Origin of the sequence: Bacillus sp. OV322 (assembly GCF_900112495.1) — a bacterium.
GTDB lineage: Bacteria > Bacillota > Bacilli > Bacillales > DSM-1321 > Peribacillus.
The window spans coordinates 19,845-46,709 of the sequence record NZ_FOMA01000007.1 but is presented as its reverse complement, the minus strand read 5'-3'; the positions used below and the strand labels follow the sequence as shown (position 1 = coordinate 46,709).

Here is a 26,865-nt window from a genome sequence, read left to right as displayed (position 1 = left end):
ATTTAGATTGTATCTAAAAACCTGTTAACGTATAATTACCATTAATAGAAAATACTGAATTTTATATCTTCATTGTTGAAACAGAGGCTTTAAAGCACATACTCAGAAAAAAGGGGGCAATACATTGAAAAAACTGATTACAGTACTGCTTATTATTTCTTCATTATTATTTCTTGCAGCAGGCTGCGGGTCGTCTGATGTCAGCGGCGACGGAAAAGATGCGAAGGAAAAAACTCTGCGGGTCGTGACAGATGCTGCTTATTCACCGTTCGAGTATCTGGATAAAGACAAGATAGTAGGTTTTGATGTGGATTTGATTCAGGCCGTTGCAAAGGAAGCAGGGTACAAAGTAAAGGTGGAGAACGTCGGATGGGATCCATTATTTGTAGAAATCGATTCTAAACGCGCGGACATTGGTCTATCTGCTATTACCATCAACTCTGACAGGGAGCAAACCTATGATTTTTCCAATCCATATTTCTTATCGACCAACAAAATACTTGTCCCTGAAAAGAGCACCATCAAAAACGCGCTCGATTTAAAAGGGAAGAAAGTGGCTGTCCAAAGCGGAACAACAGGGGCAGAAGCTACAGAAAAGCTGCTTGGAAAAAATAATAAAGATATTAAAAAATTCGAGAACAACAATCTGGCCATCATGGAACTGAATAGCGGAGGTGCAGCAGCGGTAGTGGCTGATAATGCTGTCATTGAAGCATATGCCAAGAATAATCCAGGCAAAAACCTGGCTGTCATTGAAGATAGCTCTAACTTTTCCAAGGAGTTTTACGGAATGATGTTTCCAAAAGGAAGCAAATTAAAGCCGGATTTTGATAAAGCTCTTAATAAAATTTTTGAAAATGGGAAGTACAAGGAAATTTATAAAAAATGGCTTGGCAGCGAACCAGATATGGAAACGCTAAAAGCTCAGCAAAAAAAGTAGAACTCTAGCTCTGCGTAACTGTTGAGACAGCTTACGCAGTTTTTCATATAGGAGGATTAAAATGAGCAATTTTCGCTGGGATATTATTATGGAGTACGCCCCGTTATTTTGGCAGGGCACGCTGCTGACAGTAGGTCTGTCATTGGCTTCGATTATACTTGGAACAATTCTTGGCTTATTGATCGGCCTCGGTAAAATGCTGCGCAGCCGCATTTTGGCATTTCCGTTTCAATGCTATGTCACTTTCTTTAGAGGCACACCCCTGCTGGTGCAGCTGTTATTGATACACTTCGGTGTTGTTCCATTATTTACAGGTGAAACACATGCTGTCGCCGCAGCCATTCTTGCCCTCACCTTGAACTCTGCCGCGTATATAGCTGAAATATTCCGGGCAGGGATTCAATCAATAGACAAAGGGCAAACGGAGGGAGCACGTTCTTTGGGGCTGACACATGCGCAGACAATGAAATTTGTCATTCTGCCTCAGGCCTTTAAACGGATGATCCCGCCGCTTGGAAATGAATTTGTTGTGCTGATTAAGGATTCTTCGCTGGCTTCTGTCATTGCTGCACCAGAGCTTATGTACTGGGGAAGGGCCATGGGCAGCCAATATTTCAAGGTTTGGGAGCCCTACCTGACATCCGCGCTTATTTACCTTGTTTTAACACTGCTGATGAGTGTTATATTACATTTCCTTGAAAGAAGGTTAAAGACAGCATGATAACGGTAGAAAATCTAAAGAAATCGTTTGGTGATCATGAAGTGCTGAAGGGAATTACGGCAAGCATAGCCCATAAAGAAGTGGCAGTTGTTATTGGACCGTCTGGTTCAGGAAAGTCAACATTCCTAAGATGCATCAACCAGCTTGAAACCATTACAGATGGACATATATACATAGAAGGAATAGATATTGCAGGCAAAAAAGTGAATATCAATGAAATAAGAACAGAGGTTGGAATGGTATTTCAGCACTTTAACCTATTTCCCCATAAAACAATTCTGGAAAATATTATGCTGGCACCGGTAAAAGTAAGGAAGCTGAAGAAAGAGGAAGCAAAAAGAATTGGGCTGGAATTATTAGAGAAGGTCGGGCTTTCCGATAAAGCAGAAGCCTACCCTGATTCTTTATCTGGAGGGCAAAAGCAGCGTGCAGCCATCGCAAGGGCCCTTGCAATGAAGCCGAAAATCATGCTGTTTGATGAACCGACATCTGCTCTAGATCCTGAGATGGTCGGGGAGGTTCTGGATGTGATGAAGCAGCTTGCAATAGAAGGGATGACAATGGTGGTTGTTACACATGAAATGGGTTTTGCAAGAGAAGTCGGAGACAGAGTCATCTTTATGGATGAAGGCTGCCTGATAGAAGCAGATACTCCAGAAAAACTTTTTGGAAGTCCAGCAGAAAAAAGGACACAAGCGTTTTTGAGCAAGGTGCTATAAATAACTATTAAAAAAACACGCCAGCAGCTGCAGCCAGCCGAAGCGTGTTTTTATTTGATGACCACAGCCCCTGATAAAGACTCTGGTTTATTGCCCAGTATCAATAAGCTGAGTTTAGCAAACCCAATTGTCTGATAGCGGGCGAATATTTCTTTTAAGGTTTGAAACTCTGCATCCTTTTTAAGCTGCTGAACTTCATTTTGATACAGTTCTATAACAGATGGTCTCACAAATTCTGGTGAGCTTACTGTCTTTTCGCCATCCACAATTAAACTTCCCATATATTGATATTTAAAATGCAGCGCACGCGTCAGGCTCACGACATGAAGCAGCTTTTCGAAAAAAGCAGGGCTTTGCATTTTAAACGATTGAAGGGCATCATTTGCTGTCTCAAGTTCATTAACACTTGATAATGAGATCATTATTTCTGCTCCTTTCAGATTCGACTATCAATCCCAAGGCTTGTTTAAAGGAATTAAAGCCGCTAATTCTTTGCTTTTTTTCTTTCTTGCTTTACGGACTTCTGCTCTTTCGCTTCCTGTATTGAAAACAAGCCATTCTTCTTCTGTTTCTGGCTCAACCTGCGGAACAGGCACTCGCCGTTTATTCTCATCAAGAGCTACAAAAGTTAAAAATGCTGTTGCTGCGATACGGCGTTCGCCAGTAATCATATCTTCAGCAATGACTTTGCAGAAAATTTCCATTGAACTTGTACCCGTATAAGAAACGAAGGATTCTACACAAACAGAATCAGTTTGGTGAATCGGGCATAAAAAGTCAATGGAATCAGTAGACGCTGTCACGCATTCTTTTACTCTTGAATGTCTTCTGGCAGATAAAGTCGCAACAGTGTCGAGCTTTTTCATAAGCACTCCGCCAAAAAGGGTATTATAGTTATTTAAATCACAGGACAGCACCTGGTCAGTATTTACAATGCGGCTTTCTCTTGCTTTCTTTTTTTCCATGTTCAAACATCCTTTCCTGGTGAATACATAAATGAAAAGGTAAATAAACCCGTAAAGACAGGGCTTTCACTACTAAAGTGTACGCTCAGGCAATCGGGAAGTAAAATGGTTAATATTCATTGTCTCCATAGCTTTCATCTATGAAAATGCTTTCAATTATACAAAAAGAGAATACCTGAAAAAAGCGATTTCTTTTGAAAATCGCCCATATCAGTTACTCTCAAGAAGCTTCTGGGTGAATCTTAGCCATTCTTTTGCTGCGTAGGAAAGATACTGTCCATTTCTCCAGATAAAACCAAGGTTCCAGCTGATTGATGGCTCGGATATTTTAACGGCACGCACGTTTTGATGAAGGTTCCGGCAGATGCTTTCCGGAAGAAGTGCAACACCAAGCTTGCATGCAACCATTTCTTCAATAAAATCCCATCGGGAACTTTCTGAAAGAATAGATGGATTGAATCCGGCACGATTACAGGAGGAAATTATCAAGTCGCGCAGGACAAAATCTTTATTAAATAAGATAAATGAATCCTCGCTGAGCTGTGAAAGATTGATTTCTGCTTCATTTGCGAGAGGATGCGAGGGATGAAGGATCAGTTTAATATCTTCTTTTAAAAAGGAAAAAGAATGAAATTGATTGTTTTTAGCCGGAAGAACAATGACACCAATGTCCAGGACATCATTTGCTATGGATTCTTCGATTTTTTTTGAGCCCTCTTCAACTAGCTGAAAGGTAATGCTTGGGTATTTATCATGAAATTTGCCCATGATTTCCGGAAAGAAGGAAGGATCAATGATAGGCGGAAGCCCGATTCGGATGTGGCCTTTCTTCAGTTCCAGCAAGTTTTCCATTTCGACTTCCAAGTTTCGGAAAGCTTTATCGATCAGCTTAGCCTGTTCGAGCACAACACGCCCTGCGTCTGTCAGAGTCAGGGTTTTCTTTGAGCGGTCAAAAAGCTCAACACCAAGTTCGTTTTCCAGGTTTTTAATCATTTTGCTGATTGTCGGCTGTGTGATGAACAAATGATCGGCAGCACGAGTAAAGCTTCTATAATTGCTGACTTCAATAAAATATTGCAAATGCTTGATATCCAATGCTTTCACCCGCTTAAATTCTTTCATTCCTATCTGTCCTTATTCTACCTTGTAATCCCTCTTTTATAAAACAAACAAATTTTCATGAATTTTTAGAAATTAATTGATTTCTTCTATTGATATTTACGTTAACGTAAATGCTATGATGTTTATAACAAAATTTGGGATAAAGAGTGGTATTTCCATGTATACAATTACAAACCTTGCAAGGGAATTTAAACTGACTTCGCGGACAATACGCTATTATGAAGAGCTTGGATTGCTTCATCCCAAGCGGTCATCTAATGGAAACAGAATCTACACGAATAAGGAATATGCTCTTCTAAGATTGATTCTTCGGGGAAAGCGCTTTGGTTTTTCGCTTGAAGAAATTAAGGACATGGTGCTGCTGTTTGATAAGGACAGGACTGGAATACAGCAGCTTGAAAGGACGGTTGTTTATGGTGAGCAAAAATTAGAGGAGGTGACTCAGCGGATTAAGGAGCTAGAGGAAATAAAAGAAGAAATCAGCCTTCTTATGGTTGATTTCAAAGAAAAACTTATGATGCTAAGGGGAGAAAATATATGAATATTTCTGAATTGCTGTCAAGGAATGCAAGGAAATACCCGCATAAGGAAGCAGTCATAATAAATAAAGAAAGAATCAGCCATAAACAGCTTAATGAATACTCCAATCTCCTCGCCTCTTCCTTAAGGGAGCTGAAAATTGCCGCTGGTGATAAAGTGGTCCTTATTCTGCCTAACTGCCTTGAATTTGTCATAAGTTATTTTGCAGTTCAGCGGCTGGGAGCTGTCGTTGTCCCGGTGCATGCCAAATTGTCTGTAATCGAACTTGAATATATTATTTCCCATTGTAATGCCAGTGCTGTAATCATTCATGATAGCGTGAAGGTATCAGCAGCATTTGCCGGCCATCCAGCACTGATTTCTATAAAAACAGGAAAACAGGAGGAAGGGTGGCGCTCTTTTGACTTTCTTCTTAAGCAGGGAGATACCTCCGAAATAGCATGCACTCTTTCTGAAGATGATGAAGCTGCCATCCTGTATACTTCCGGTACAACCGGCAAACCAAAGGGAGTACTGTTTACAAACCGCAATATCCTAGCTGCCGCCATAATGATGTGTTTGGAAATGAGCTATAAACCAGAAAGCAGAATCCTGCACATGATGCCACTCAGTCACTCTGCGCCTCTGCATTTGTTTCTTGTAGCAGGAACCTACGCAGGCGCTGCTCATGTTTTATCTGAAGTCTTTACCCCGGAACTTCTTTTGAATTTGGTTCAAAAAGAAAAAATCACTCATTTTTTCGGCGCTCCTGTAGCCTATCTGCTTACGGCAAAACAGCCGGGGCTTGCAGAATATAACCTTGCATCGATGAAGTGCTGGGTATACGGAGGTGCTCCGCTTCCTGAAAAGGATGTTAGATTCATTCAAGAGAAGCTGCAGACCAAACATCTCTACTGTGTGTATGGATTAACGGAGTCTGGCCCTACAGGTATGCTTCTGCTGCCCGAAGATCACGATAAGAAGGCGGGAAGCATAGGGAAACGAGGGGCACTGGGCACGGAGTTCCGTATCGCTGATCATTCAGGATATGATGTCAATGTGGGTGAAGCGGGGGAAATACTCTTATACAGTGAAGGTAATATGAAAGGATATTATGGTGATCCAGCTGAAACAGACCATGCTTATTTTGGAAAGTGGATCCGTACCGGCGACATTGGAAGGATGGACCGGGACGGGTATGTGTGGATTATCGACCGCAAAAAGGATGTCATCATCTCAGGCGGAGTAAATGTATATCCAAAGGAAATTGAAGAAGAGCTGCTAAAGCATCCGTCTGTTATAGAGGCTGCAGTCATTGGGGTGTCTCATCCTGAATGGGGAGAAACGGTGAAAGCGGTTATGGTGATGTCAGAAAAACCAGAAAACCTCCAGGAGGAATTTCAGGAATTTTTATATGGAAAGCTTGCTGCCTTTAAGCTGCCAAGGCTGTATGAAACTTGTGAGGCTCTGCCAAGAAACGCGACTGGCAAGGTACTGAAGCAGGTATTAAGAAAGAAGCAATTGGAGGTATGATGGATGAATTTCTATACGGATGACCCTATATTTCAAGACTTGCTGAGGGAGCTGCTGGACCCTGATTTCTATGCCTATGCCAAAGAGCAATTAACAGATTTTGGCCGTATATGTGCCAATGAAATCGATGAACGTGCCCGTTATACAGATCGTGAAGGGCAGCCGCAGTTAATTAAATATGACGCCTACGGGGAGGATATCTCTGAAGTGCGGGTAAATGAGGGGTATAAGAAAACCGTTGAAGATACCTATAAAACCGGCATTGTGGGGTATGTCCATAAACCTGTGCCTGAGCTGCAGAAAAAAGGGAACTATATCTATTCTTATGCTCAGGGATATCTCCTGTCACAGACAGAACCGGGCTTTTATTGCCCTGTAACCTTAAGCATGGCGACTGCTTACCTGCTTAGCCATTACGGAAGTGAACAGCTGAAAAGCCGCTTTTTGCCCCATGTGCTGTCTACAGGGGAGGCGCCTTTGTATGAAGGGGCTACCTTTTTGACAGAACGGCAGGGAGGGTCTGATGTAGGAGCAAATGAAACGAAAGCAATCAGGAACGGTGAGGAATATTTGCTTTATGGGGAAAAGTATTTTGCCTCAAATGCAGGAATGTGCGGGGTAGCGATGGTGCTTGCAAGGAAAGAGGGAGCACCTTCCGGAAGCAGGGGACTGACCCTTTTTGCAGTTCCATGGAGAAAAGAAGATGGCACATTGAATGGGATATCCATCCGGAGACTGAAAGATAAGCTTGGTGTCCGGGCTGTTCCTTCTGCCGAGGTAGAATTTAATGGGGCGAAGGCTTTTGTTGTTGGAGATCCTTCAAAGGGCTTCTATTATATGATGGAAGCTCTTAATCTATCAAGAGTCTGCAATGCAGTTGCATCACTTGGAATTATGCGCCGCGCTTACCAGGAGGCTGTGCGGTATAGCCAGAACAGGCAGGCATTCGGCCAGGTTCTCACTGACTTTCCAATGGTGAAGGATTCACTTGTGAAACTGGCTGTGAAGCATGAAATAGAAATGCGGGCAGTATTTACTTACTTGCCGCTGTTTGATGATGTTATGGGCGGAAAAAATCAAAGCGGTGAGGAAGCAAGGGTGCTTAACCGTTTATATATTGCTTTATTAAAAAAGGAAACAGCAGAGCAGGCCATTCACTTCGCACACGAAGCCATTGAAATGCACGGAGGAAACGGCTTTATTGAAGACTTTGTGACTCCGAGGCTGCTTCGCGATGCCCAAGTGCTTACTGTTTGGGAGGGAACGGCCAATATTTTGGGACTTGAAGTGCTTCGGCTCATTGAAAAATCCGGGGCACACACCATATTTATCCAAGAAATGGAGAGTAGGCTTGAAGCTGTATCCTCAATATCGCAAAAGTGGACCATTCCAGTGTCATCCGCTATTACAGAGCTGAGACAACAGCTGGATGCGTTAAGCATCGCCACGCATGATCACAAAACCTTTCATGCAAAGAAAATAGCTAAACGGATGACAGAAATCTTTGAAAGTATCATAGCCCTTGAATATGCTCATAAAAATGAAGGACGCGCTATAAAAGTGATGGAGGTCTTTATAGAAGAAACCTGGGAGAATTCATTTACTTTAAAGGATAACTTAAGGACTGTAGAATATTTTGAGGAAATTGTTTTAAACCCCCGGCAACAATAAATATCTTGTAGATCAAGATTATTTAGAAATGATAGATAATTCTGTCTGTTGTGAAGGAAGTAAAATTATGTAGAAAAACAGTGGAAATAAGGATATAATGGTAAAAAATACTAGAAAAATCTGCAGGCGCTTTCTTCCTTTTGATAGAATGATAGACTTGGATAGGGCTTTATTATGCAGACATGGAGGGAATTGAATGTTTAAAAAGAGTGCTTTGCTTTTATTTACCGTTTTTCTTACATTGGCTTTTGGCTCAGGAGCATTTGCTGCAGAGAATACCGACACCGACACACAAAAGGCTTTGAATCTGATTGATGCAAAAAATGCCCAAATCGATAATGAAATTCAAAATGCCTCAGCTGCAGCTGACGAACTTCAAAGCAAGTATTTTGAAGATATCAAAGACATTGAAGGCGCAGACGCTTTTATCTCGTTGAGAAATGAACAATCTAAGCTAGAAGCAGCATTGGTTGCTGAAACTGATTCAGCAAAAGCTGATTCTATCAGAGCAGAACTTGCTCCTATTGATAATGAACTGGCTTTATCTGAAAACATCCTTAAGGAAAAATCAAGTGATTTTGCTGGCCTTACTGATAAATATAACAGCAATTTAAATGCATTAATCTCTGCCCTTGACACACTTACTTCAGATATAACTGCACAAGCCATCCAAAAAGCAGCTGAATTAGGCGTATCTGCACAATGTGAACTTAAACTGGTGAAAATTGCCCATAAATTAGTATGGATTGACCCGATTCAGGTAGTCGGCCACTAAAATGTTCTTGTGAATGAATAGCTGAATAAGGTAAGATTAAGTAAAAATGGGTTCTGTTTTCGGAACCCATTTTACTTTTGCTCGAAAGGGAGAGCTGATATGAAAGGATTAAAAGTAATAAAAAAAGGCTCTTATTTAGAAAAGGTAAAAAATAACTCCACCGAACTAAGCTTATTAGAGCAAGGAGATGGAGTAGAAATAATGCTTCAAAGTATAAAAAAGGATAAAATGTTCTATTTATACCCTTCAGATAATCCAGAAGTTATGGAATTTATTTATATATTAAGCGGTAATATTGAACTTGACGAAGATGGAATTAAGGTTCTACTTGGTCCGAAAGATTCCTATTCAGCACAAGGATTGAATCAGGTCGTTTACTTTGAGGCAAAAACAGATGTAACTTATCTTTGGGTAATAACAGAGCCTGCTTTTTATGAAGTTAGTTCAGATATAGCTAATTTGAGAAAGATTATTAATGATGCGGAAAATAGAGATCCATATACATTTAAACATAGTGAAAGGGTAGCTCAATATTCTGTGAAAATTGCAAAGGTCTTAAATATGCAAAATAAGCAGCTTAAGATGTTATACCTAGCTGCAGAACTCCATGATATCGGCAAGGTCAATATTCCAATCGAAATCCTCAATAAACCCGGCAAACTCACAAAAGAAGAATTTGATGTGATTAAAAAGCATCCGGGTGATGGTGCTGAAATGGTGATGAAAACCAGCTATAAGCATCTTGCGAAGATCATTGAACAGCATCATGAGAGGTTAAATGGATCAGGATATCCGCATGGTTTAAAAGGTGATGACATTCTTCTTCAGGCTAAGATCATTGCGGTAAGTGACACTTTTGATGCAATGACAGAGGATAGGGCGTATAGGAAGGCCCATACTGCACAATACGCCATGGATGAAATTAAGAGCATGGCAGGCACTCATTATGAGCCTGAAATAGTCGATGCCTTGGAAAAGGTGCTTATAGAAGAAGGAAAGATCGAAAGCAAGCGGGAAGAGTAGCCTGTCTTGCTTATTTTTGTGTCTTTTTATAGTTCAAAAGGATTCAATGGGATATCAGTTAGCTATGGATTAGCTGTGATTAAAATTTAAAAACTTTATTCTATGCAGGTATGTTTGTATTGAGTTAAAATGAAGATGTATTCTAAAGATTTTGAAAATTTAATATTCAAGGAGGCAGTGATGGAGATAGCAGGATGCTCGGCACTTGTAACCGGCGGTGCTTCTGGCCTTGGTGAAGCGGTAGTCAGGAAGATTGTTAAAAAGGGCGGGAAAGCAGCCATTCTTGATCTTTCCATTGAGAAGGGAGAAAGATTGCAGAAAGAATTGGGGGATGCTGTATTATTCATAGAAACGGATGTTACAAATGAACAGGAAGTGACTGCAGCAATAGGAGCAGCCATAGATAAGTTCTCTTCATTACAGGCTGTTATCAATTGTGCAGGTATCGCAATTGGGCAAAAAACGGTTGGGAAAAGGGGAGCTCATAATCTTGAGGATTTCTCAAAAGTCATTGAAATAAACTTAATTGGAACCTTTAATGTAATCCGCCTTGCAGCGGAGAAGATGATACATAATGAAGAAAATGAATGGGGAGAACGGGGAGTCATTATTAATACAGCATCTGCAGCAGCCTTTGAAGGGCAAATTGGCCAGGCGGCTTATAGCGCTTCTAAGGGAGGAATTATCAGTATGACCCTTCCGATTGCCCGGGAATTGGCCGCATACGGAATCAGGGTAATGTCGATTGCCCCTGGTTTATTTTCTACTCCAATGTTTGACGGGCTGCCCGAGGATGCCCGTACTGCACTTGGCAAAACAGTGCCTTTTCCCCCGAGATTGGGAATGCCTGCTGAATTTGCAAAACTCGCTGAAAGCATTGTTGAGAACCCCATGTTAAATGGCGAGACAATCAGGCTGGACGGGGCCATCAGGATGCAGCCTAAATAGGTAAAATTAGTAAGCGTTTACATTAATACCAGGGAGTTGAAAGGATGAAGCATCCTTATTTGTTTGATGAACATGAAATCTTCCGCAAGTCATTTCGGAGATTTTTGGAAAAAGAGGCATATCCCTTCTATGATGAATGGGAAAGTAATAGGATCGTCCCCCGTTCTTTTTGGGAAAAGATGGGCAAGCAAGGATTTCTTTGTCCTGATCTTCCTGAAGAATATGGAGGCTCGGAAACGGATTGGGGATATTCCGTCATCATTAATGAAGAGCTTGAGCGTGTGGGTTCAGGGTTAGTAGGAATCGGACTTCACAGTGACATTGCGGTTCCCTATATTGCCAGTTACGGGACAGCCTATCAAAAAGAGAAATGGCTTCCGGGATGTACGAAGGGCGAAATCATTACAGCAATAGCCATGACAGAGCCAGGGACCGGTTCAGATCTTGCTAATATCTCTGCAACGGCTTTTCTTGATGGAGACCGCTATATATTGAATGGGCAGAAAACCTTTATCACAAATGGAATTCATGCTGATTTGGTCATCGTGGCTTGTAAAACAAATTCAAAAGCAGTGCCAAAGCATAAAGGAATCAGCCTGCTTGCTGTCGAGCGGAATAATCCCGGGTTTTCAAGAGGAAGGAAATTGAACAAGGTCGGCCTTCACTGCCAGGATACGGCGGAGCTAATCTTCGAGGACTGTGAGGTGCCAAAAGAGAATCTGATTGGCGAAGAAGGCAGCGGCTTTTTATATTTAATGGAAAAGCTCCAGCAAGAACGGCTTATTGTAGCGATCGCAGCCCAAGTCGCAGCAGAGGAGATGGTTGCTGATACCCTGGAATATGTGAAGAACCGGGAAGCCTTTGGAAAAGCAATCGGGAAATTCCAGAATACCCAATTTAAAATGGCAGAGATGGCAACAGAAATAGAAATGGGGCGTACATTCCTTGATAGCCTGATTGCAAGCCATCTTGCAGGAGAAGATATCGTAACCAAGGTTTCCATGGCTAAGTGGAAATTGACGGAAACAGCTAGACGGATTTCCATGGAATGCATGCAGCTTCATGGCGGTTACGGCTATATGGAAGAATATAAAATTGCCAGGAGATATCGGGATATTCCTGTTGCCAGTATTTATGCAGGAACCAATGAGGTCATGAAAGGCATCATTGCCAAAAGACTCGGTTTATAGATATGAAAGGAAGGGTGCTCAATGCGTGAAGTTGTTATTGTAGAAGGAATCCGCACACCTGTTGGAAGACGTAATGGCCTGCTTAAGAATGTGAGGCCTGATGATCTGGCCGCCACGGTTTTGAGAAATCTGGCTGTAAGAGCCGGAATTAGTCCTCATATCATAGAGGATGTGATTTTGGGATGCGTAACCCAAACTGGTGAGCAGGCAGGTAATATTGCGCGGACAGCCGCTTTGATAGCAGGCTTTCCAATTGAAGTTCCCGGAACAACAATCGACAGGCAATGCGGCTCAAGCCAGCAGGCTGTCCATTTTGCCTCACAGGCCATTTTATCCGGTGACATGGATGTGGTGGCTGCTGGCGGAGTGGAAAGTATGTCGAGAGTTCCGATGGGCAGCAATTATCAGGGTGCAGGACTCAGCGCAAGCTTAAAAAACCGCTATGAAATGGTTCATCAAGGTATATCAGCAGAGCTCATTGCCGAAAAGTATGGCCTGACCCGCGAAGAATGTGACCTGTTTGCACTTCAAAGCCATGAAAAAGCGATTAAAGCCAGAAATGCCGGCTATTTTGAAAGAGAAATCCTTCCAGTAGAGGTTTTGGATGATTCTGGTGAAAGGTCATTTATGATGGAAGATTCAGGTCCGCGGAGCGAAACGACATTAGAGGCATTAGCAGGTTTAAAAACAGTTTTTAAAGAAGACGGCCTGATACATGCAGGAAATTCAAGCCAAATCAGTGACGGGGCAGCAGCCGTTTTGCTCATGGAAAGAAATAAAGCAATGGAGCTTGGGCTAAAGCCTCGCTTTAAGATTCATACGAGGGCCATAGTAGGTTCCGATCCGACACTGATGCTGACAGGGCCTATACCTGCTACAAAGAAAGTACTTGAAAACTCAGGACTGAAGCTTGAGGACATAGATATTTTTGAAGTGAATGAAGCTTTTGCCCCTGTTCCCCTAGCATGGCTGAAAGAACTTGGGGCAGATCCGAGCAAACTGAATCCAAACGGAGGTGCGATAGCTATTGGCCATCCTTTAGGGGGAAGCGGAGCGCGGCTGCTTGTTTCGCTTATGCATGAACTTGAACGTTCCAATGGCAGATACGGGCTGCAGACCATGTGTGAAGGAAACGGGATGGCAAATGCAACGATTATTGAACGGTTAGACTTATAAAAAGAAAATGGGGGAATATCATGGAGGCTACTATTGGAGAAATTTTTGACGCGGCAGCAGAACGATTTCCGGATAAAGAGGCCATATATGATGTAAGGAGAAATGTCCGTTACACCTACAGGGAGTGGAGCGAAAGAATCCATGCCCTGGCACATGCTTTCATAGCTGAGGGTATACAGAAGGGCGATCGGGTTTCTGTCTTTTTATACAATAACGAAGAGCTTGCAGCAGCCTTTTTTGCCTGCGCTAAGATCGGAGCGGTATTTAATCCGATAAATTTCCGGCTGATGCCTGAAGAAGTTTCATATATTTTGAAGGATGCCAAGCCCAAAATCCTGCTATTTGAAAGTGCCCTGAGAATTGTCATTGACGATATTGAAGGCCGGTTTACTGATACAAGTTTCTGGTACATCGATGATAATCCCCCTTCCTATGCAGCAGACTTTCAGCAGAAAATAAAGCAAGCAAAAGTATCCGAAATAACAGGCAGTGTTAAAGAAGATGATATTTACGCCATTATGTATACTAGCGGCACCACTGGCCGGCCTAAGGGAGTCCTTCACAGGCACAGGGAGATGGCAGAGCAAAGCAAAATTCTGAAAGAGGCGACGAAATTGGATCAGCATGATGTGGGCTTAATTGCAGCTCCCATGTTTCATTGTGCTGAACTTCATTGTGCGTTCCTTCCACGTATACAGTCTGGTGCAGGTAATGTTGTGGTGCATGGATTTCAGCCGAAGGAAGTGCTGCGTTTAATCGAAAGTGAAGGCATCACAAAGCTATTTGCAGCTCCAGCTATGTGGAATATGCTCCTTCAAGAGGACCTCAGCCAATATTCTCTAAAAAGCTTGAAGCTGGGACTGTATGGTGCCGCACCAATGGCTCCCGCATTAATTATGGCCTGCCGTGAAAAATTGGGAGTCGAGCTTGTCCAGGCATATGGGATGACCGAAATGGGGCCAGCCATTACACTTCTTGCGGAAGAAAATCAAATAAGGAAAGCAGGATCGGCCGGCAAGGCATGCTCCGGCCATGAAATTATCATAGTCCGGCCTTCTGAGGACGGACCTTCTGATCCTGATGATGTGCTGCCAGCTTTTGAAACCGGGGAGATACTTGTCAAAGGGCCCTGTATGATGAGCGGATATTATCAAAGGGATGAAGCTAATGAAAAAGCCCTTTATAAGGGGTGGTACCATTCGGGAGACATTGGCTACTTAGACGATGAAGGGTATTTATGGGTAAAGGACAGAGTGGATGATATGATTATCTCCGGCGGGGAAAATATCTATCCAAGGGAAGTGGAGGATACACTGTTTGGACACAAAGGTGTGCTGGATTGTGCAGTAATCGGGCAGCCAGATGACAGGTGGGGAGAAACGGTCACTGCCTTTGTAGTGGCTAAAGACTCTGAACTGACAGAAGCAGAACTGGAAGAATGGTGCAAGAACAGCCGCAGCCTGGCAAATTATAAACGTCCCCGAAAATATATATTCTGTGAATCATTGCCGAGAAATGCGAGCGGGAAAGTACAAAAATTCATGCTGCGCAAGGAAATTGGGCAAATCATTACCGGAAGCAATAAGTAAACATACAAGGGGAGTATTTTGAAATCCCATTTAACAAACAGGGAGCAATAAATGCTCCCTGCAAGTTTACTTCTGTTTTCTCTTTTTTGCCCGCATATCTGCGGCATCTGACCGCTTTTGGGCTTCCAGGTCATTTTGATCAGCAAGCTCTTGTGAAAATTCAACATCTAAACCATCATGCTTCATTTCTGCAGGCACCTGCGGAAGTTTTTGCTTGTTTTTATCGCGGTTTTTATGAATGCTGTTTCTTCCCATGTTAAGCAGCCTCCCATAGAGAAAATCTTTTTGAAGTATATCACTTCAATATTATTGTTAGCAGGATGGCTGTTTAAATGTCAGGTAATTGCCTCCAAAAATTCCTTAGCGTTTTCCCCTTTTAACATCAAATCCGCCAGCACGGTCTGCGTGTTTGAACTCTCTGGCGTATAATACTGCCTGTGTGCTTGTTAAAGTACTTTTTGTTCTATCCTTTTTTTTAGCTTCCAATGATATCATCTCCTGTTCATTACCTGTATTTTTTCCATAGAAATGAAATCCAATACCTGAATATGATCATTTATCAAGTAACTGTTCAAGTGCTCCTTTTAATAGGGGATAGTCAAATGTGAAAGAATGAGAAAGTAATACATCTGGCATGACGCATTGTCCTTCTAAAACCATGCTGCTCATTTCTCCCATCACCGTTTTTAGGGCAATGGAAGGGACAGGGAGCCAATGTGGCCTGTGCAGGACTTCTGCAGCTGTCTGGCCGAACTCTTTCATTCTGACGGGAGCAGGCGCTGTCAGATTAATTGGGCCTGAAATGTTTTCATTTTGCAAACAAAACTGAATAGCCCTTGCCGCATCATGGATATGAATCCAAGAAAGCCATTGTCTGCCGCTTCCTAATGTACCTCCTGCAAAAACCTTATATGGCATAATTATACTTGGCAGGGCACCTGCATCCATTCCCAGTATAACCCCAAAACGGGCTATAACTATCCTGCCGCAGTATGCTTTGGCTTTTTTCGCTTCTTTTTCCCAGAGAACAACGGTCCTTGCAAGGAAGCCATCCCCGCTTTTTGTTTCTTTTTCTGTGTATGTGCTGCTCTCCGAGACCGGATAATAGCCGATTGCACTCGCGTTGATGACACATTCCGGCTTTTTTTTAAGGAGAGATAGAATCTTCGTCATTTCTGCCGCAGTTTCAATTCTGCTTTCAACGATTTCCCGTTTTCGTTTCTGTGTCCATCGTCCGCTGTTTAATGATTCTCCAGCAAGATTAATGAAGGCATCGATGCCTTCCAGTTCTTTTTCAGGATGGACATCCTCTTGCAGCCATCTGATATAGCGAATTCCCTGTGCTTGCTTATGTTTATCAGGGTTTCTTGTCAGAATGCAGATGTCATGCTCTTGGGCGCGCAGTTCTTCAGTTATTGCCCGTCCAATAAAACCGCTGCCGCCTGCAATGGCAATCTTCATAAAAACACTCCTTCATGACTGTATTGGATATAGATTTTCCGATTAAGAAAACTGTATCATGTAATTGGAGTTTTAAAAAAAGTAAACCTTCTATGGAATGTGTTACAGTTAAAGCAGGGGGTAAAATTATGCCGAAAATCACCAAAATCACTACTCAAAAAAAACGGGCTGACCGTTATAATGTATATATAGACCATGGCAAAGGAGAACAGTATGCCTTTAGCGTGGACGAGGAAGTACTCATTAAGTTTCAGCTTAAGAAGGGCAGGGAGCTGGAAGAGTTTGATTTAGCCGATATCCAGTATCATGATGAAATTCAGAAGGCTTTTACTATGGCACTGAATTATTTATCTCACCGGATGAGGTCTGAAAAAGAAGTCCGGCTTTATTTAAAGAAGAAAGAAGCAGAGGAGCCAATTATCCAGGAAGCCATTCATAAATTGTATCATTATAAATATTTAGATGAACTTGAATTTGCGAAAGCATTTGTCCGGACATATGCAAATGGAGGAAATAAAGGGCCATTTACGATAGATATGGAGCTAAAGGAAAAAGGAATAGCAGACTCTGTAAGAGTGCAGGCAATGAACGAATACCCAATCGATCTGCAGATAGAACATGCCCGGAGTTTGGCCGAAAAATCGTTAAAAAAAGAAAAGAATATTTCTAAAACTGCTCTCTCGCAAAAGATTGAACAAAACCTGTTGCGAAAAGGGTTTTCGCGGGATATTATTATGGAAGCTTTAAGAGACGTTAAGGTTGAGAAAAGCCAAGGAGAAGAATGGGAAGCCTTGAGCCTTCAGGCTGAGAAAATCAGCCGGCGGAATCAAAAATACACAGGCTCGGAGTACAGGCAGAGAATGAAGCAGGCTTTATATAGAAAGGGGTTCGATATCGGGTTAATTGACCGGTATCTGAATGAATCCGAAGACATTGATTAAAAATCTTATCAAGCACATTTAAAAGCAGAGGTGTTATTCAGTGAGTGAAGTAAGATACAGCCAAATGACAGAGCATGAGCTGCGGCAGGAAATAGGAGCCTTAAAAGAAAAAGCAAGAAAAGCAGAGCAGCTTGGCATGGTGAGCGAATTTGCAGTGCTGGAACGAAAGGCTGTTATGGCGCAGGCATATTTATTAAATCCCGAAGACTTCTTGCCTGGGGAAATTTATCAAATTGAAGGAGATCCCGGAACATACTTCAAAGTGGATTATTTGAATGGGGTTTTTGCGTGGGGGTATAGGATGAGCGGCAGCGGCGAAGAAGAAGCCCTGCCGATTTCAATGCTTGTACCTGCCAAGAAAATCTGAAAAATCCAGAGGCAGCTGAGCCTCTGGACTGTTAACAACTTGTCAGCGAAGTGTGTCGGACGTTCTTTCATTCGAGGCTCTCATCCGCTCCTGCGGATGGGTATTAATGCTGCCATCCGGGCGTTTAGAAGCATACTCTGCTTTAGCCCTCGGCTCTCCCTCGAATTTATTATTGTTTTGATTCGGGAAATTTTTGGCTTTGTTTCTCATGGTTTTTTTCCCTCCAAACACAATGTAAAGAATCGCGTTTCCGCGTACACTTAGTATGGGTAAAGAAGTTCAAATTATGATTCTTTCCGGGCAGAAATAAATGGGTAGAGGTGAGGGAAATGAAGGAATACCAAGAACGATTGACTCAGTCTCTTTTAGAGAAAAACGATCAAATTACGTTCAATCAAGCTATGACATGGGTTGAGCTTCTTTGGGAGGATTTTGAAGCAACTTATGCAAAGGCCGGGCATGAATACGCCGGAGAAGAAATGACTGCAAAAGTCGTTAAGCAATGGATTGATAACTACGGGGACAGGCTGCATGAATTTATTGCAAGAAATCCTAAATATGAGCATTTATTGAATCAAAAAAATAACCTGCATTAAAAAAATCCCCCCTTTTAAGGGAGGATTTTTTCTGTTTCGAAATTATCGAATTTAAAAAGGAATTAAATTCAGTTTTTTCCTGAGCTTTGCTTCACTGAATATCCAGCCTGTATAGGAGTTAAGGATATTTAAGTCCCGGTCCAGATGGACGACGGCGACAAATGGGTAAAAGCCATTGCTGCGGTAGCGCAAATCAATAAAGCGGACCTCGTAATAATCCTTCACTGCCGTGATTTCCCATCGGTAAACCGGTGAAAAAGAAAGGAATGCCGCAAGATTTTTATCATGCTTTGCCGCGTCAAGCACTTTGCTTTCAGGCAGAGGGAGGCGGTCAAACTTGTCAAGAACCGTAACATATCCGTTTTCTGCACGAGCCACATAGAATTTGTTTCCTGTAATGACGGCGATTTTCCACCGGTGATATTTCATTGTCGGTGAAAGGATGACTTTTTTAGCATCAGGAATCTGCTGCTTTACAGCTCTTTTAATATATCGCTGCTCCTTGAATCGGGCAAAATAGTAAATGACTAAAATGCCGTACATGGCAAGAAACGTATAGCCCGGCGGGAAGCCTAATCCCCACAGGACGAGGGCTGCAGCATGAAGGCCGAAAATAAAGGGATCAAAGGTATTAATAACCCCAAGTGCCAGCCATCTGGATGAAATTGGCCGTAAAGCCTGGGTGCCATAAGAGTTGAAAATATCTACAAAAACATGCAGGAAAACGGCAAGAAAGGTCCAAAGCCACAAATGCAGCAAATTTGCTGAAGGAACTACTGCAAAAATCGTAAATGTAATTAATATGGGCCAAAGCAGTACAGCGGGAATCGAATGAGTTATTCCCCGGTGATTTCGTATATATACAGCATTGTTTCTGAGCTTTAAAACCGTGTCAATATCCGGAGCCTGGGAGCCTATAATAGTTCCAGCCATAATAGCATGTGCTGTTGACGTGTCGCCTAAGGCTGGGTCCAATGATGCAAGACCTCCTAAAGCAATCCCCATGACCAGGTGAGTGCCAGTATCCAACTAAGTAACCTCCCTGCTTAATAGCGGTCTGATATATAATTGTTAAGAGTAATCATAGCTCATATAATTAGTATTCGCCAAAAGAATTTATTTTGACATATTCTTTACACATATTACAATAAAAGAAAAGTACATCTTTTAAATGATTTAAAGTATTTCATATATATATTCCCATTTTCTTAAGAAGTTTAACATCACGGAGGAACAAATGTGAAGGAAAAAGAATTGCAGGGTTTGTCAGATATTAATATAACTGAATTTCAGAAGGATTTGCTTTCCTGGTTTGAAAAGGAACAAAGAGATTTACCATGGAGAAAAAACAGCGATCCATACAGGGTATGGGTTTCAGAAATTATGCTGCAGCAGACAAGGGTAGATACTGTTATCCCATTTTATAACCGATTTATGGATTGGTTCCCTACAATTGAGGATTTCGCCGATGCAGATGAGGAAAAAGTGCTTAAGTCCTGGGAGGGGCTTGGATATTATTCCCGTGTCAGAAACCTGCATAGTGCCGCGAAGGAAGTAAGAGAAGCCTACGGCGGCATTGTACCTGATAAACCGGAAGAAATTTCAAAACTAAAAGGTGTGGGTCCCTATACGGCAGGCGCAATATTAAGCATTGCTTATGGAAAAGCTGAACCGGCAGTAGACGGGAATGTAATGCGGGTACTGTCGCGAATTCTTTTGATTAAAGAAGATATTGCAAAGCCTAAAACAAGGATATTGTTCGAAAGGGCTGTCAGGGGTCTGATTGATCATGATCATCCATCTTTCTTTAACCAGGCTTTAATGGAACTGGGTGCCTTGATATGTACGCCTGGAACACCCGCATGTTTATTATGTCCTGTACGCAGCCATTGTCAGGCATTTCAGGAAGGCATACAGTCTGAGCTTCCCATCAAGATTAAAAAGAAAAAAACACGCAATGTGCCGCTTGTTGCTGCAGTGCTGACAAATGAAAAAGGTGAATTCCTGATTCATAAGAGACCTTCAGAGGGGCTGCTTGCAAATTTGTGGGAATTCCCTAACTTTGAAATACACACTGAGCTTATGACAAAAAGGGAATACTTCTCAGAGGAATTTCGCAGGCTCTTTGAAGCAGCGGCTGATATTGGAGAATTGATAGCTGAAATTGATCATGTTTTTTCTCACCTTGTCTGGAAAATCGATGCATTTAAAGGCACAATAAGCAGTAATATTGATAGTACGCTGTTAGAAAGTCAGCAGTATAAATGGGTTTCTGAAAAGGAAATAGAACAATATGCATTTTCTGTATCACATCAGAAAATTATGGCGGGTTATAGAAGTTCCCAATGAAAAAGGAAGCGGAATATTCCGCTCCCCTTACTTTCATCATAGCTCAATCATAGCTTTCATTGGTGCCATGTGTATAATCGGCTTCACTTCTTTGAAGGCCGCCGCGTTTTTCAATTTCCTCCACAATCTCCTTGTGAATTGACTGGCCTTCCTGGTTCAGGTAAGGTACCATTTGCTGCAGGGAATGATGAAAGTAAGCTAGCTCGCTTTTTTCCCAATCGGATTTTGGCAATAATGATAATTCTGTCATGTCACGGCCAACGTACATAATAACACTCCTTTTTCTTTATATTTTTCTTAAAAATAAACATCTTTATTCTTATTTTTCCAAATAGAAGGGACGATAAACAAATGACAAATAAAGTAGCATTGGTAACAGGAAGCAGTAAGGGGCTAGGAAGGGCGACTGCCATAAAGTTGGCCGAAGAAGGATATGACCTTGTCATTAACTATGCCAGAAGCAAATCCAAAGCGCTGGAGGTTGCGGCTTTAGTTGAAGCAATGGGCCGGAAAGCTCTAGTCGTAAAGGCCAACGTTGGTGATGTGGCGAAAATAAAATCCATGTTTGCCGAGATTGAAGAGTATTATGGCAGGCTGGATGTATTCGTATCAAATGCTGCATCTGGCGTTCAGCGTCCACTGATGGAGCTTGAAGAATCACACTGGAATTGGACCATGGATATCAACAGCAAAGCCCTATTATTTTGCGCACAGGAAGCTGCAAAATTAATGGAGAAAAATGGTGGAGGGAAAATCGTCAGCATCAGTTCACTGGGTTCTATCAGATACCTTGAAAATTATACAGTAGTTGGTGTTTCCAAAGCAGCACTTGAAGCACTTACACGTTATCTTGCAGTTGAACTTGCTCCTAAAAATATCACGGTAAATGCTGTTTCAGGCGGAGTGATTGATACAGATGCCCTTAAACATTTCCCTAACCGCGAAGAATTACTTGCAGATGCGGCAAAAAACACTCCTGCCGGACGAATGGTGGAAGTATCGGATATGGTAAATGTCATTCTCTTTTTAATAAGTGACCAAACAAGCATGATCTGCGGACAAACCATTATCGTAGATGGAGGAGTTTCGCTGCTTGTATAATTGGATAAATTTAACTGATGTTTGTTCGGATATCACCCCGTATTCCTGGTTATTCTATTATCGTGGAGGTGATTACGAATGGAGAACAACAAAACAACACAAGCTGGAACTAACGTACAGGAAGTTAAACAGCAAAACCAGCAAGCATCTGCAGGAAAAAGCCAATCTGGACAGGGCCAATACGGCACTGAATTTGCAAGCCAAACTAACGTGCAAGAAGTAAGGCAGCAAAACCAGCAAGCATCTGCAGGAAAAAGCCAATCTGGACAGGGCCAATACGGCACTGAATTTGCAAGCCAAACTAACGTGCAAGAAGTGAGGCAGCAAAACCAGCAAGCATCTGCAGGAAAAAGCCAATCTGGCCAAGGCCAATTCGGTACTGAGTTTGCTAGCCAAACTGATGTACAAGAAGTAAAAAGACAAAACCAGCAGTCTCAATCTGGTAAATCTTCCAAAGCATAAGCGTTAATAAAAGGCTGTGCAATGCAATAATTGCCCCTTGCACATCATGAAAAGCAGCTGGTATATGCCAGCTGCTTTTTCATGTGCTATTGCCACAACTTAGGTCCCTATTTTTTTACTTTCACGGCACTGAATACATACAATTTTCTTCATTGACAATGACCTTTTTTGCACATAGAAAGGGATGTGGCGGCAGGCTTATCCAATTTCAGGATGAACAGCGCGTGCTGGTAAGCCATTTATTAAGGATTAAATTTAACGATCTCTGCATATTTCCGGCTTGTGGGTTGTCCTGAGCATTCGCAACAGAATAATACGATAAAGGTTATAAAAAGCCTAAATTTCAGTCCGCCTGAAAAACCTGCTACATGATGGTTCCCGCGAATATGTTCATGTTTATCCGTTTATAACCATGAATTTACTTCATTTTCTCTCATAGGTATCAGAAACCTTTGAACCACTTTTAAAAAAATCCTTGTATATCAAAAAAAGTTGGAAATATTACTTAACCGATAAGCTAACTTCCATTTAAGGGCATCACCTATTTGCTTCATCTACCGAACAAGGCGTTTTTTCATCCTTCGACAAAAGTTCTAATTGGTCTACATTTTAAGTCAAAGGACAATCAGGTGGAAGCAAGAATATTTGGAGGAGGGGAAATCATTATATAAATGATGGGGCGGTGCATGGATATGAAAGAGTTTGACCGGCTGATTAATGAGCAGCTTAAAACGATGGAGAAGCTTTTGTTTATACAATCCGAAATTGAAAGATGCCAGGAAATCGAACAGCAGCTCCGGGCCTTGCAGGAATTGACCGAGTTAGATTGCATTCAGGATGAAATTTTACGGATGAAGCAGGAATTATCTGCAATTCATGAAATGTTTGAGCAGCAGACAGAAGAGGTCATCAGGTACTACCAGGAAGGGCAGGCAGCAATTATCTAATTAGTCACGCTGAATCCGGCTTAGCCTTAAATGAGGCTGATTGGAACGAACGGTGCGAGACTCCTGGAATGGAAATCAATCACTTGTTCTATAGCAACAAAGTATACGAAAAAATGTCCTAAGGGGCTATCTTATTCAGTAATTGTCTTTTTGCCGATAATGCGGAAATTTTGCAGCTTTTTTGCAGATTTTTTAAGTATTATTGGCTTTATGGCACATTTTTACTGATAGATAGCCTCTTTTGTTTTAAATTTTTGAATAAATCGCTATAATAAAGGAATATAGGAAATCGAATAAGATACAGTATAACCGCCATTAGAAAAGTTTCGTAATGTGTTTAAGGAAGGCAGGGGAGAATAATTATGGGGATTCCCACCGAGGGAGGAAAAATCCAAATTCAAAGTTATAAGCATAATGGGCATATCCACCGGATCTGGGAAGAAACCACCGTTTTAAAAGGGACGCAAAATCTTGTCATAGCGGCAAATGATCGTACAATGGTAACGGAATCTGACGGAAGAACCTGGATAACGAGAGAACCGGCAATATGCTATTTTCATTCTAAATATTGGTTCAATGTTATTGGTATGCTTAGAGAAGACGGTGTGTACTATTATTGCAATATCAGTTCTCCGTTCACTTGCGATACGGAAGCGCTTAAGTACATTGATTATGACCTGGATATTAAGGTGTTTCCGGATATGACTTTTAATTTACTGGATGAAGATGAGTATGAAAGGCACCGCAGGGAAATGAATTACCCTGATGCAATTGATGCTATCTTAAAAAGAAATGTCGATTATTTAATTTACATGATACGGCAGAGGAAAGGCCCTTTTTCTGCAGAATTTATTGATTCCTGGTACGAACGGTTTTTAACCTACCGCTAGAGCCAGAAACCTGTTGCATAAACAACAGGTTTTTTTTGAGAAAAAACTTACTTACGGAGGTTTTTTGTGGATAGCGTAAAAAGATATCTGCGGTTTGTCAAACCATACAAGTGGCAAATTGCAGGAACAGTCATCATAGGACTTCTGAAATTTGGTATACCGCTATTAATTCCTGTTCTTACAAAATATGTTCTGGATGATATTATTGCCAATAAACACTTAACATCATCTGTAAAAACGGAAAAACTATTCTGGGTTATGGGAATTATGCTGGTGATATTCGTTGTGGTCCGGCCGCCTGTGGAATATTACCGGCAATACTATGCTCAATGGACCGGCACGAAGATTTTATTTGATATCCGGAATGAGCTATTCAGCCATATCCAGAAATTAAGCTTTAAATATTATGCCAATACCCGTGCAGGAGAAGTCATCTCCAGGGTGATAACAGATGTAGAGCAGACAAAGAACTTTGTAATCACGGGGCTTATGAATCTCTGGCTTGATATAGCAACCATTATCATCGCGATCATAATCATGTTTACTATGGATGTGAAGCTCACCATTGTCTCCTTGGTAATGCTTCCATTTTACGCATTTTCCGTTAAGCATTTCTTTGGAAAGCTTAGGGATTATACAAGAACGCGCTCGCAGGCTCTTGCAGATGTACAAAGCCATTTAGGTGAACGTGTTTCTGGAATGCCTGTTATTAAGAGCTTTGCCATAGAGGATCACGAATCAGAGCTGTTTAAAAAACAAAATCAGAACTTTTTGGACAAGGCGCTGGCGCATACAAGCTGGAATGCCAAATCTTTTGCTGTTGTTAATACCATCACCGATATTTCGCCTTTGCTGGTTATTGGCTATGCAGGTTATCAGGTGATAAATGGCCCGCTGTCAGTAGGAACGATGGTGGCCTTCATCGGGTTCATCGACAGGCTGTATAATCCCTTGAGAAGGGTAGTCAACTCCTCAACTACCATGACACAGACACTAGCCTCAATGGACCGTATGTTTGAATTCATTGATGAAAAATATGACATTGAGGATAAACCAGATTCTATATCACTGAACCATGTAGAAGGCAATCTTGATTTTGAGAATATTTCGTTTGCCTATGATAAATCAGAAGAGCCAGTTTTAAAGAATTTGAACCTTCATGTCCGTAAGGGTGAAACCATTGCATTGGTTGGGATGAGCGGAGGGGGAAAGTCTTCGCTTGTCAGCCTGATTCCAAGGTTTTACGATGTCAGCAGCGGAAGGATCTTATTGGACGGCACAGATTTGCGGGATTTCAAGGTCCGCAGCCTGCGCGATAAAATTGGGATGGTACTGCAAGATAACATCTTATTCAGTGAGTCGGTTGTCTCGAATATCAGGATGGGCAAGCCTGATGCATCCATGGAAGAGGTAATAGAGGCAGCAAAGGCAGCAAATGCCCATGACTTTATAGAAAACCTGTCAGAAGGTTATGAAACGAAGGTAGGAGAGCGCGGTGTTAAATTATCCGGAGGGCAGAAACAGCGCGTTGCCATTGCAAGGGTGTTCCTGAAAAACCCTCCGATTCTCGTGCTGGACGAAGCAACTTCGGCTCTTGATCTGGAAAGTGAGCACTTGATCCAGGAAGCACTGGAGGAGCTTGCGAAAGAGAGGACTACCTTCATTGTTGCACATCGGTTATCCACGATTACACATGCTGACCGGATAATTCTTATCGAGCATGGAGAAATAACAGAAATGGGAAGCCACGAAGAGCTGATGAGAAGACAGGGAGGCTATTATAACCTCTTTCAGGTACAGCAGCTGGATACATAAAGCCGCAAACAAAAGCCCCCAAGTCAATTGGGGGCTTTTGTTTATTTATTTGTGTCCTGATTTCTCATGGATTTTAATGTTTCACGGAACATGTTATCGTTCATTTTGGAATCCTTTTTAGGCTGGACAGAAGGTTCTTCTTCTATTTCTGCCTTAGGAGATTCGATATGGGTTTTCATGCTTTGCAGGGCATTCCTGTATGCATTATCATCCATTTTTAACGTTTCTTCTTCTGCCCTCACATCAGGCATTGGCTGTACAGCAGTTTCATGGGCTTCTTCAGCCGGAACAGGAGGCATGGAAGAAGGCGTTTCTTCATGAAGGGCCGGTTCTTGTTCAACATGTGCACCGCTGCGGGATGATGACCTTATATTCATGGTAACTAAGCCGGCTGCTACCAAGATCGCTACAATTATAAAAATAATCATTGCCATCTTATATCAGTCCTCCTTATCGCTCATTTTTAAATGATTTTGCGACATTCGCTACACGTGCTCCTAATATCCTGCCGAGTGTAAGGCCTTCTGCAGAAATTGCTTCTGGACTATCAGGAGGACAGGTTACACCTACTCCATAATAAGAGCCATAAAGGGCATTTTCACGGATGTTGCTTGGCATGCCAGTAATGATCATTCCCTGGTGCAGCATTGGGGTGATTAAGTTAAGCATGGTTGCTTCGAGTCCGCCGTGGACAGTGGCTGTAGTACAGAAAACGGCACCGATCTTATCCTGAAGCTTTCCTTCTGCCCAAAGATATCCCAATTTGTCGATCCATGATTTCAATCCGGAACTGATGGTTCCGAAATGCCCTGGGCAGCCCCAGATAATGGCATCCATTTCAGAAAGCTTATACACATCTGCCTGGCTGACATGATCAATAAATACCTCAGCACCGCTTACTCCATCTGCTCCCTCTGCGATAGATTCCGCAAGAGCTTTAGTATGTTCTCCTTCGCTATCATACACAACATAAATCTTCATGAAAAAACCCTCCTGTTAATTAAATGTAGCCTTCTGTGATAATAGTAAACCTCCCGATAAGGGG

At 42.0% G+C, this 26,865-nt stretch carries 32 protein-coding genes; 21 read left to right on the top strand and 11 right to left on the bottom strand.

The annotated features are described in order from the left end of the window. Nucleotides 1–124: 124 nt before the first annotated feature. The 3 genes from BM126_RS17270 to BM126_RS17260 all read left to right on the top strand — a co-directional run bounded on the left by BM126_RS17270 (nt 125) and on the right by BM126_RS17260 (nt 2,380). Complete coding sequence (locus tag BM126_RS17270; RefSeq protein ID WP_090990684.1) at nt 125–940, top strand: transporter substrate-binding domain-containing protein; 816 nt, start codon at nt 125–127, stop codon at nt 938–940. Nucleotides 941–1,001: 61 nt separating this feature from the next. Next, a complete protein-coding gene (locus BM126_RS17265; protein WP_090990683.1) occupies nt 1,002–1,661 on the top strand; it encodes an amino acid ABC transporter permease in 660 nt (219 codons plus the stop codon). Continuing rightward, nucleotides 1,658–2,380: an amino acid ABC transporter ATP-binding protein gene (locus tag BM126_RS17260; RefSeq protein ID WP_090990682.1), complete on the top strand. Its 723-nt coding sequence runs from the start codon at nt 1,658–1,660 to the stop codon at nt 2,378–2,380. Before BM126_RS17265 ends, BM126_RS17260 begins: the two co-directional genes overlap by 4 nt. A 50-nt stretch (nt 2,381–2,430) precedes the next feature. Here BM126_RS17260 and BM126_RS17255 read toward each other — a convergent pair whose 3' ends face one another. The 3 genes from BM126_RS17255 to BM126_RS17245 all read right to left on the bottom strand — a co-directional run bounded on the left by BM126_RS17255 (nt 2,431) and on the right by BM126_RS17245 (nt 4,440). Further along, nucleotides 2,431–2,802: a hypothetical protein gene (locus BM126_RS17255; RefSeq protein ID WP_090990681.1), complete on the bottom strand. Its 372-nt coding sequence runs from the start codon at nt 2,800–2,802 to the stop codon at nt 2,431–2,433. A 27-nt stretch (nt 2,803–2,829) separates the two neighbouring features. Then, nucleotides 2,830–3,345, bottom strand: a complete 516-nt coding sequence (locus BM126_RS17250) for an acyl-CoA thioesterase (RefSeq protein WP_090990680.1) — start codon at nt 3,343–3,345, stop codon at nt 2,830–2,832. A gap of 210 nt (nt 3,346–3,555) precedes the next feature. Continuing rightward, the gene (locus BM126_RS17245; RefSeq protein ID WP_177201493.1) at nt 3,556–4,440 is read right to left on the bottom strand and encodes a cidABC operon transcriptional activator CidR; all 885 of its coding nucleotides are present in this window, start codon (nt 4,438–4,440) and stop codon (nt 3,556–3,558) included. Nucleotides 4,441–4,624: 184 nt separating this feature from the next. Here BM126_RS17245 and BM126_RS17240 point away from each other — a divergent pair, with 184 nt between their 5' ends. From BM126_RS17240 to BM126_RS17200, 9 genes are all read left to right on the top strand, one after another. Further along, nucleotides 4,625–5,008, top strand: coding sequence for a MerR family transcriptional regulator (locus BM126_RS17240; RefSeq protein WP_090990678.1), 384 nt, complete (start codon nt 4,625–4,627; stop codon nt 5,006–5,008). Beyond that, nucleotides 5,005–6,519, top strand: a complete 1,515-nt coding sequence (locus tag BM126_RS17235; protein ID WP_090990677.1) for a class I adenylate-forming enzyme family protein — start codon at nt 5,005–5,007, stop codon at nt 6,517–6,519. Before BM126_RS17240 ends, BM126_RS17235 begins: the two co-directional genes overlap by 4 nt. 3 nt (nt 6,520–6,522) lie before the next feature. Further along, the gene (locus BM126_RS17230) at nt 6,523–8,190 is read left to right on the top strand and encodes an acyl-CoA dehydrogenase family protein (protein ID WP_090990676.1); all 1,668 of its coding nucleotides are present in this window, start codon (nt 6,523–6,525) and stop codon (nt 8,188–8,190) included. A 196-nt stretch (nt 8,191–8,386) separates the two neighbouring features. Then, nucleotides 8,387–8,965 (top strand): hypothetical protein, encoded by a 579-nt coding sequence (locus BM126_RS17225; protein WP_090990675.1) that lies wholly within the window; start codon nt 8,387–8,389, stop codon nt 8,963–8,965. Between the two features lie 99 nt (nt 8,966–9,064). After that, nucleotides 9,065–9,988, top strand: a complete 924-nt coding sequence (locus BM126_RS17220) for an HD-GYP domain-containing protein (RefSeq protein WP_090990674.1) — start codon at nt 9,065–9,067, stop codon at nt 9,986–9,988. Between the two features lie 180 nt (nt 9,989–10,168). Then, nucleotides 10,169–10,936, top strand: coding sequence for a 3-hydroxyacyl-CoA dehydrogenase (locus BM126_RS17215; RefSeq protein WP_090990673.1), 768 nt, complete (start codon nt 10,169–10,171; stop codon nt 10,934–10,936). A gap of 44 nt (nt 10,937–10,980) precedes the next feature. Next, on the top strand, nt 10,981–12,126 hold the full coding sequence (locus BM126_RS17210; RefSeq protein ID WP_090990672.1) for an acyl-CoA dehydrogenase family protein: 1,146 nt from the start codon (nt 10,981–10,983) through the stop codon (nt 12,124–12,126). A gap of 21 nt (nt 12,127–12,147) precedes the next feature. Then, the gene (locus BM126_RS17205; RefSeq protein WP_090990671.1) at nt 12,148–13,302 is read left to right on the top strand and encodes a thiolase family protein; all 1,155 of its coding nucleotides are present in this window, start codon (nt 12,148–12,150) and stop codon (nt 13,300–13,302) included. A gap of 20 nt (nt 13,303–13,322) precedes the next feature. Beyond that, nucleotides 13,323–14,891: a fatty acid--CoA ligase gene (locus BM126_RS17200; protein WP_090990670.1), complete on the top strand. Its 1,569-nt coding sequence runs from the start codon at nt 13,323–13,325 to the stop codon at nt 14,889–14,891. Nucleotides 14,892–14,957: 66 nt separating this feature from the next. Here BM126_RS17200 and BM126_RS17195 read toward each other — a convergent pair whose 3' ends face one another. The 3 genes from BM126_RS17195 to BM126_RS17185 form a co-directional block, all read right to left on the bottom strand. Beyond that, a complete protein-coding gene (locus BM126_RS17195; protein ID WP_071351569.1) occupies nt 14,958–15,146 on the bottom strand; it encodes a YfhD family protein in 189 nt (62 codons plus the stop codon). Nucleotides 15,147–15,251: 105 nt separating this feature from the next. Beyond that, entirely contained in the window at nt 15,252–15,386 is a 135-nt protein-coding gene (locus BM126_RS17190; protein WP_083392138.1) for a YfhE family protein, read from the bottom strand. Nucleotides 15,387–15,443: 57 nt separating this feature from the next. Beyond that, nucleotides 15,444–16,352, bottom strand: coding sequence for a TIGR01777 family oxidoreductase (locus BM126_RS17185; RefSeq protein ID WP_090990669.1), 909 nt, complete (start codon nt 16,350–16,352; stop codon nt 15,444–15,446). Nucleotides 16,353–16,480: 128 nt separating this feature from the next. On the opposite strand from BM126_RS17185, the gene recX reads away from it, so the two are divergent. Beyond that, nucleotides 16,481–17,293, top strand: a complete 813-nt coding sequence (gene recX / locus BM126_RS17180) for a recombination regulator RecX (protein ID WP_090990668.1) — start codon at nt 16,481–16,483, stop codon at nt 17,291–17,293. Nucleotides 17,294–17,333: 40 nt separating this feature from the next. Next, nucleotides 17,334–17,660: a YfhH family protein gene (locus BM126_RS17175; protein ID WP_071351566.1), complete on the top strand. Its 327-nt coding sequence runs from the start codon at nt 17,334–17,336 to the stop codon at nt 17,658–17,660. Nucleotides 17,661–17,702: 42 nt separating this feature from the next. Here BM126_RS17175 and BM126_RS17170 read toward each other — a convergent pair whose 3' ends face one another. Next, nucleotides 17,703–17,870 (bottom strand): small, acid-soluble spore protein K, encoded by a 168-nt coding sequence (locus BM126_RS17170; RefSeq protein WP_090990667.1) that lies wholly within the window; start codon nt 17,868–17,870, stop codon nt 17,703–17,705. Nucleotides 17,871–17,989: 119 nt separating this feature from the next. Here BM126_RS17170 and BM126_RS17165 point away from each other — a divergent pair, with 119 nt between their 5' ends. After that, the gene (locus BM126_RS17165) at nt 17,990–18,256 is read left to right on the top strand and encodes a YfhJ family protein (RefSeq protein ID WP_090990666.1); all 267 of its coding nucleotides are present in this window, start codon (nt 17,990–17,992) and stop codon (nt 18,254–18,256) included. Between the two features lie 51 nt (nt 18,257–18,307). Here BM126_RS17165 and BM126_RS17160 read toward each other — a convergent pair whose 3' ends face one another. Continuing rightward, nucleotides 18,308–19,285, bottom strand: coding sequence for a metal-dependent hydrolase (locus BM126_RS17160; RefSeq protein WP_090990665.1), 978 nt, complete (start codon nt 19,283–19,285; stop codon nt 18,308–18,310). Nucleotides 19,286–19,495: 210 nt separating this feature from the next. Here BM126_RS17160 and mutY point away from each other — a divergent pair, with 210 nt between their 5' ends. Continuing rightward, nucleotides 19,496–20,605: an A/G-specific adenine glycosylase gene (gene mutY, locus BM126_RS17155; RefSeq protein ID WP_090990664.1), complete on the top strand. Its 1,110-nt coding sequence runs from the start codon at nt 19,496–19,498 to the stop codon at nt 20,603–20,605. Nucleotides 20,606–20,648: 43 nt separating this feature from the next. Here mutY and BM126_RS17150 read toward each other — a convergent pair whose 3' ends face one another. Beyond that, nucleotides 20,649–20,873 (bottom strand): hypothetical protein, encoded by a 225-nt coding sequence (locus tag BM126_RS17150; RefSeq protein WP_090990663.1) that lies wholly within the window; start codon nt 20,871–20,873, stop codon nt 20,649–20,651. A gap of 83 nt (nt 20,874–20,956) precedes the next feature. Here BM126_RS17150 and fabL point away from each other — a divergent pair, with 83 nt between their 5' ends. From fabL to BM126_RS17125, 5 genes are all read left to right on the top strand, one after another. Beyond that, nucleotides 20,957–21,706 carry an enoyl-[acyl-carrier-protein] reductase FabL gene (fabL, locus tag BM126_RS17145; protein WP_090990662.1) on the top strand — a complete coding sequence of 250 codons (750 nt, stop codon included), beginning with the start codon at nt 20,957–20,959 and terminating at the stop codon, nt 21,704–21,706. 78 nt (nt 21,707–21,784) lie between these two features. Continuing rightward, the gene (locus BM126_RS17140) at nt 21,785–22,168 is read left to right on the top strand and encodes a gamma-type small acid-soluble spore protein (RefSeq protein ID WP_090990661.1); all 384 of its coding nucleotides are present in this window, start codon (nt 21,785–21,787) and stop codon (nt 22,166–22,168) included. A 692-nt stretch (nt 22,169–22,860) separates the two neighbouring features. Then, a complete protein-coding gene (locus tag BM126_RS17135; protein WP_090990876.1) occupies nt 22,861–23,115 on the top strand; it encodes a YgaB family protein in 255 nt (84 codons plus the stop codon). Nucleotides 23,116–23,477: 362 nt separating this feature from the next. Then, nucleotides 23,478–24,005 carry a nucleoside tri-diphosphate phosphatase gene (locus tag BM126_RS17130; protein WP_071351558.1) on the top strand — a complete coding sequence of 176 codons (528 nt, stop codon included), beginning with the start codon at nt 23,478–23,480 and terminating at the stop codon, nt 24,003–24,005. Nucleotides 24,006–24,071: 66 nt separating this feature from the next. After that, nucleotides 24,072–25,820 (top strand): ABC transporter ATP-binding protein, encoded by a 1,749-nt coding sequence (locus BM126_RS17125; RefSeq protein WP_090990660.1) that lies wholly within the window; start codon nt 24,072–24,074, stop codon nt 25,818–25,820. Between the two features lie 41 nt (nt 25,821–25,861). On the opposite strand, the gene BM126_RS17120 is transcribed toward BM126_RS17125, so the two are convergent. Together BM126_RS17120 and BM126_RS17115 are read right to left on the bottom strand one after the other, a co-directional pair. Continuing rightward, nucleotides 25,862–26,254 (bottom strand): hypothetical protein, encoded by a 393-nt coding sequence (locus BM126_RS17120; protein ID WP_090990659.1) that lies wholly within the window; start codon nt 26,252–26,254, stop codon nt 25,862–25,864. 16 nt (nt 26,255–26,270) lie between these two features. Then, nucleotides 26,271–26,801, bottom strand: a complete 531-nt coding sequence (locus BM126_RS17115) for an NAD(P)H-dependent oxidoreductase (protein WP_090990658.1) — start codon at nt 26,799–26,801, stop codon at nt 26,271–26,273. Between the last annotated feature and the right edge of the window lie 64 nt (nt 26,802–26,865).

What these genes read in the sequence shown, in the direction of transcription:
- BM126_RS17200 (WP_090990670.1), top strand. Translation starts at nt 13,323, where the DNA reads ATGGAGGCTACTATTGGAGAAATTTTTGACGCGGCAGCAGAACGATTT.
- BM126_RS17220 (WP_090990674.1), top strand. Translation starts at nt 9,065, where the DNA reads ATGAAAGGATTAAAAGTAATAAAAAAAGGCTCTTATTTAGAAAAGGTA.
- BM126_RS17140 (WP_090990661.1), top strand. Translation starts at nt 21,785, where the DNA reads ATGGAGAACAACAAAACAACACAAGCTGGAACTAACGTACAGGAAGTT.
- BM126_RS17250 (WP_090990680.1), bottom strand. Translation starts at nt 3,345, where the DNA reads ATGGAAAAAAAGAAAGCAAGAGAAAGCCGCATTGTAAATACTGACCAG.
- BM126_RS17130 (WP_071351558.1), top strand. Translation starts at nt 23,478, where the DNA reads ATGGGGATTCCCACCGAGGGAGGAAAAATCCAAATTCAAAGTTATAAG.
- BM126_RS17235 (WP_090990677.1), top strand. Translation starts at nt 5,005, where the DNA reads ATGAATATTTCTGAATTGCTGTCAAGGAATGCAAGGAAATACCCGCAT.
- BM126_RS17120 (WP_090990659.1), bottom strand. Translation starts at nt 26,254, where the DNA reads ATGGCAATGATTATTTTTATAATTGTAGCGATCTTGGTAGCAGCCGGC.
- BM126_RS17240 (WP_090990678.1), top strand. Translation starts at nt 4,625, where the DNA reads ATGTATACAATTACAAACCTTGCAAGGGAATTTAAACTGACTTCGCGG.
- BM126_RS17190 (WP_083392138.1), bottom strand. Translation starts at nt 15,386, where the DNA reads ATGATATCATTGGAAGCTAAAAAAAAGGATAGAACAAAAAGTACTTTA.
- BM126_RS17215 (WP_090990673.1), top strand. Translation starts at nt 10,169, where the DNA reads ATGGAGATAGCAGGATGCTCGGCACTTGTAACCGGCGGTGCTTCTGGC.
- BM126_RS17255 (WP_090990681.1), bottom strand. Translation starts at nt 2,802, where the DNA reads ATGATCTCATTATCAAGTGTTAATGAACTTGAGACAGCAAATGATGCC.
- BM126_RS17265 (WP_090990683.1), top strand. Translation starts at nt 1,002, where the DNA reads ATGAGCAATTTTCGCTGGGATATTATTATGGAGTACGCCCCGTTATTT.
- BM126_RS17115 (WP_090990658.1), bottom strand. Translation starts at nt 26,801, where the DNA reads ATGAAGATTTATGTTGTGTATGATAGCGAAGGAGAACATACTAAAGCT.
- BM126_RS17165 (WP_090990666.1), top strand. Translation starts at nt 17,990, where the DNA reads ATGAAGGAATACCAAGAACGATTGACTCAGTCTCTTTTAGAGAAAAAC.
- BM126_RS17260 (WP_090990682.1), top strand. Translation starts at nt 1,658, where the DNA reads ATGATAACGGTAGAAAATCTAAAGAAATCGTTTGGTGATCATGAAGTG.
- BM126_RS17185 (WP_090990669.1), bottom strand. Translation starts at nt 16,352, where the DNA reads ATGAAGATTGCCATTGCAGGCGGCAGCGGTTTTATTGGACGGGCAATA.
- BM126_RS17150 (WP_090990663.1), bottom strand. Translation starts at nt 20,873, where the DNA reads ATGTACGTTGGCCGTGACATGACAGAATTATCATTATTGCCAAAATCC.
- BM126_RS17225 (WP_090990675.1), top strand. Translation starts at nt 8,387, where the DNA reads ATGTTTAAAAAGAGTGCTTTGCTTTTATTTACCGTTTTTCTTACATTG.
- BM126_RS17230 (WP_090990676.1), top strand. Translation starts at nt 6,523, where the DNA reads ATGAATTTCTATACGGATGACCCTATATTTCAAGACTTGCTGAGGGAG.
- BM126_RS17170 (WP_090990667.1), bottom strand. Translation starts at nt 17,870, where the DNA reads ATGAGAAACAAAGCCAAAAATTTCCCGAATCAAAACAATAATAAATTC.
- BM126_RS17135 (WP_090990876.1), top strand. Translation starts at nt 22,861, where the DNA reads ATGAAAGAGTTTGACCGGCTGATTAATGAGCAGCTTAAAACGATGGAG.
- fabL (WP_090990662.1), top strand. Translation starts at nt 20,957, where the DNA reads ATGACAAATAAAGTAGCATTGGTAACAGGAAGCAGTAAGGGGCTAGGA.
- BM126_RS17195 (WP_071351569.1), bottom strand. Translation starts at nt 15,146, where the DNA reads ATGGGAAGAAACAGCATTCATAAAAACCGCGATAAAAACAAGCAAAAA.
- recX (WP_090990668.1), top strand. Translation starts at nt 16,481, where the DNA reads ATGCCGAAAATCACCAAAATCACTACTCAAAAAAAACGGGCTGACCGT.
- BM126_RS17205 (WP_090990671.1), top strand. Translation starts at nt 12,148, where the DNA reads ATGCGTGAAGTTGTTATTGTAGAAGGAATCCGCACACCTGTTGGAAGA.
- BM126_RS17210 (WP_090990672.1), top strand. Translation starts at nt 10,981, where the DNA reads ATGAAGCATCCTTATTTGTTTGATGAACATGAAATCTTCCGCAAGTCA.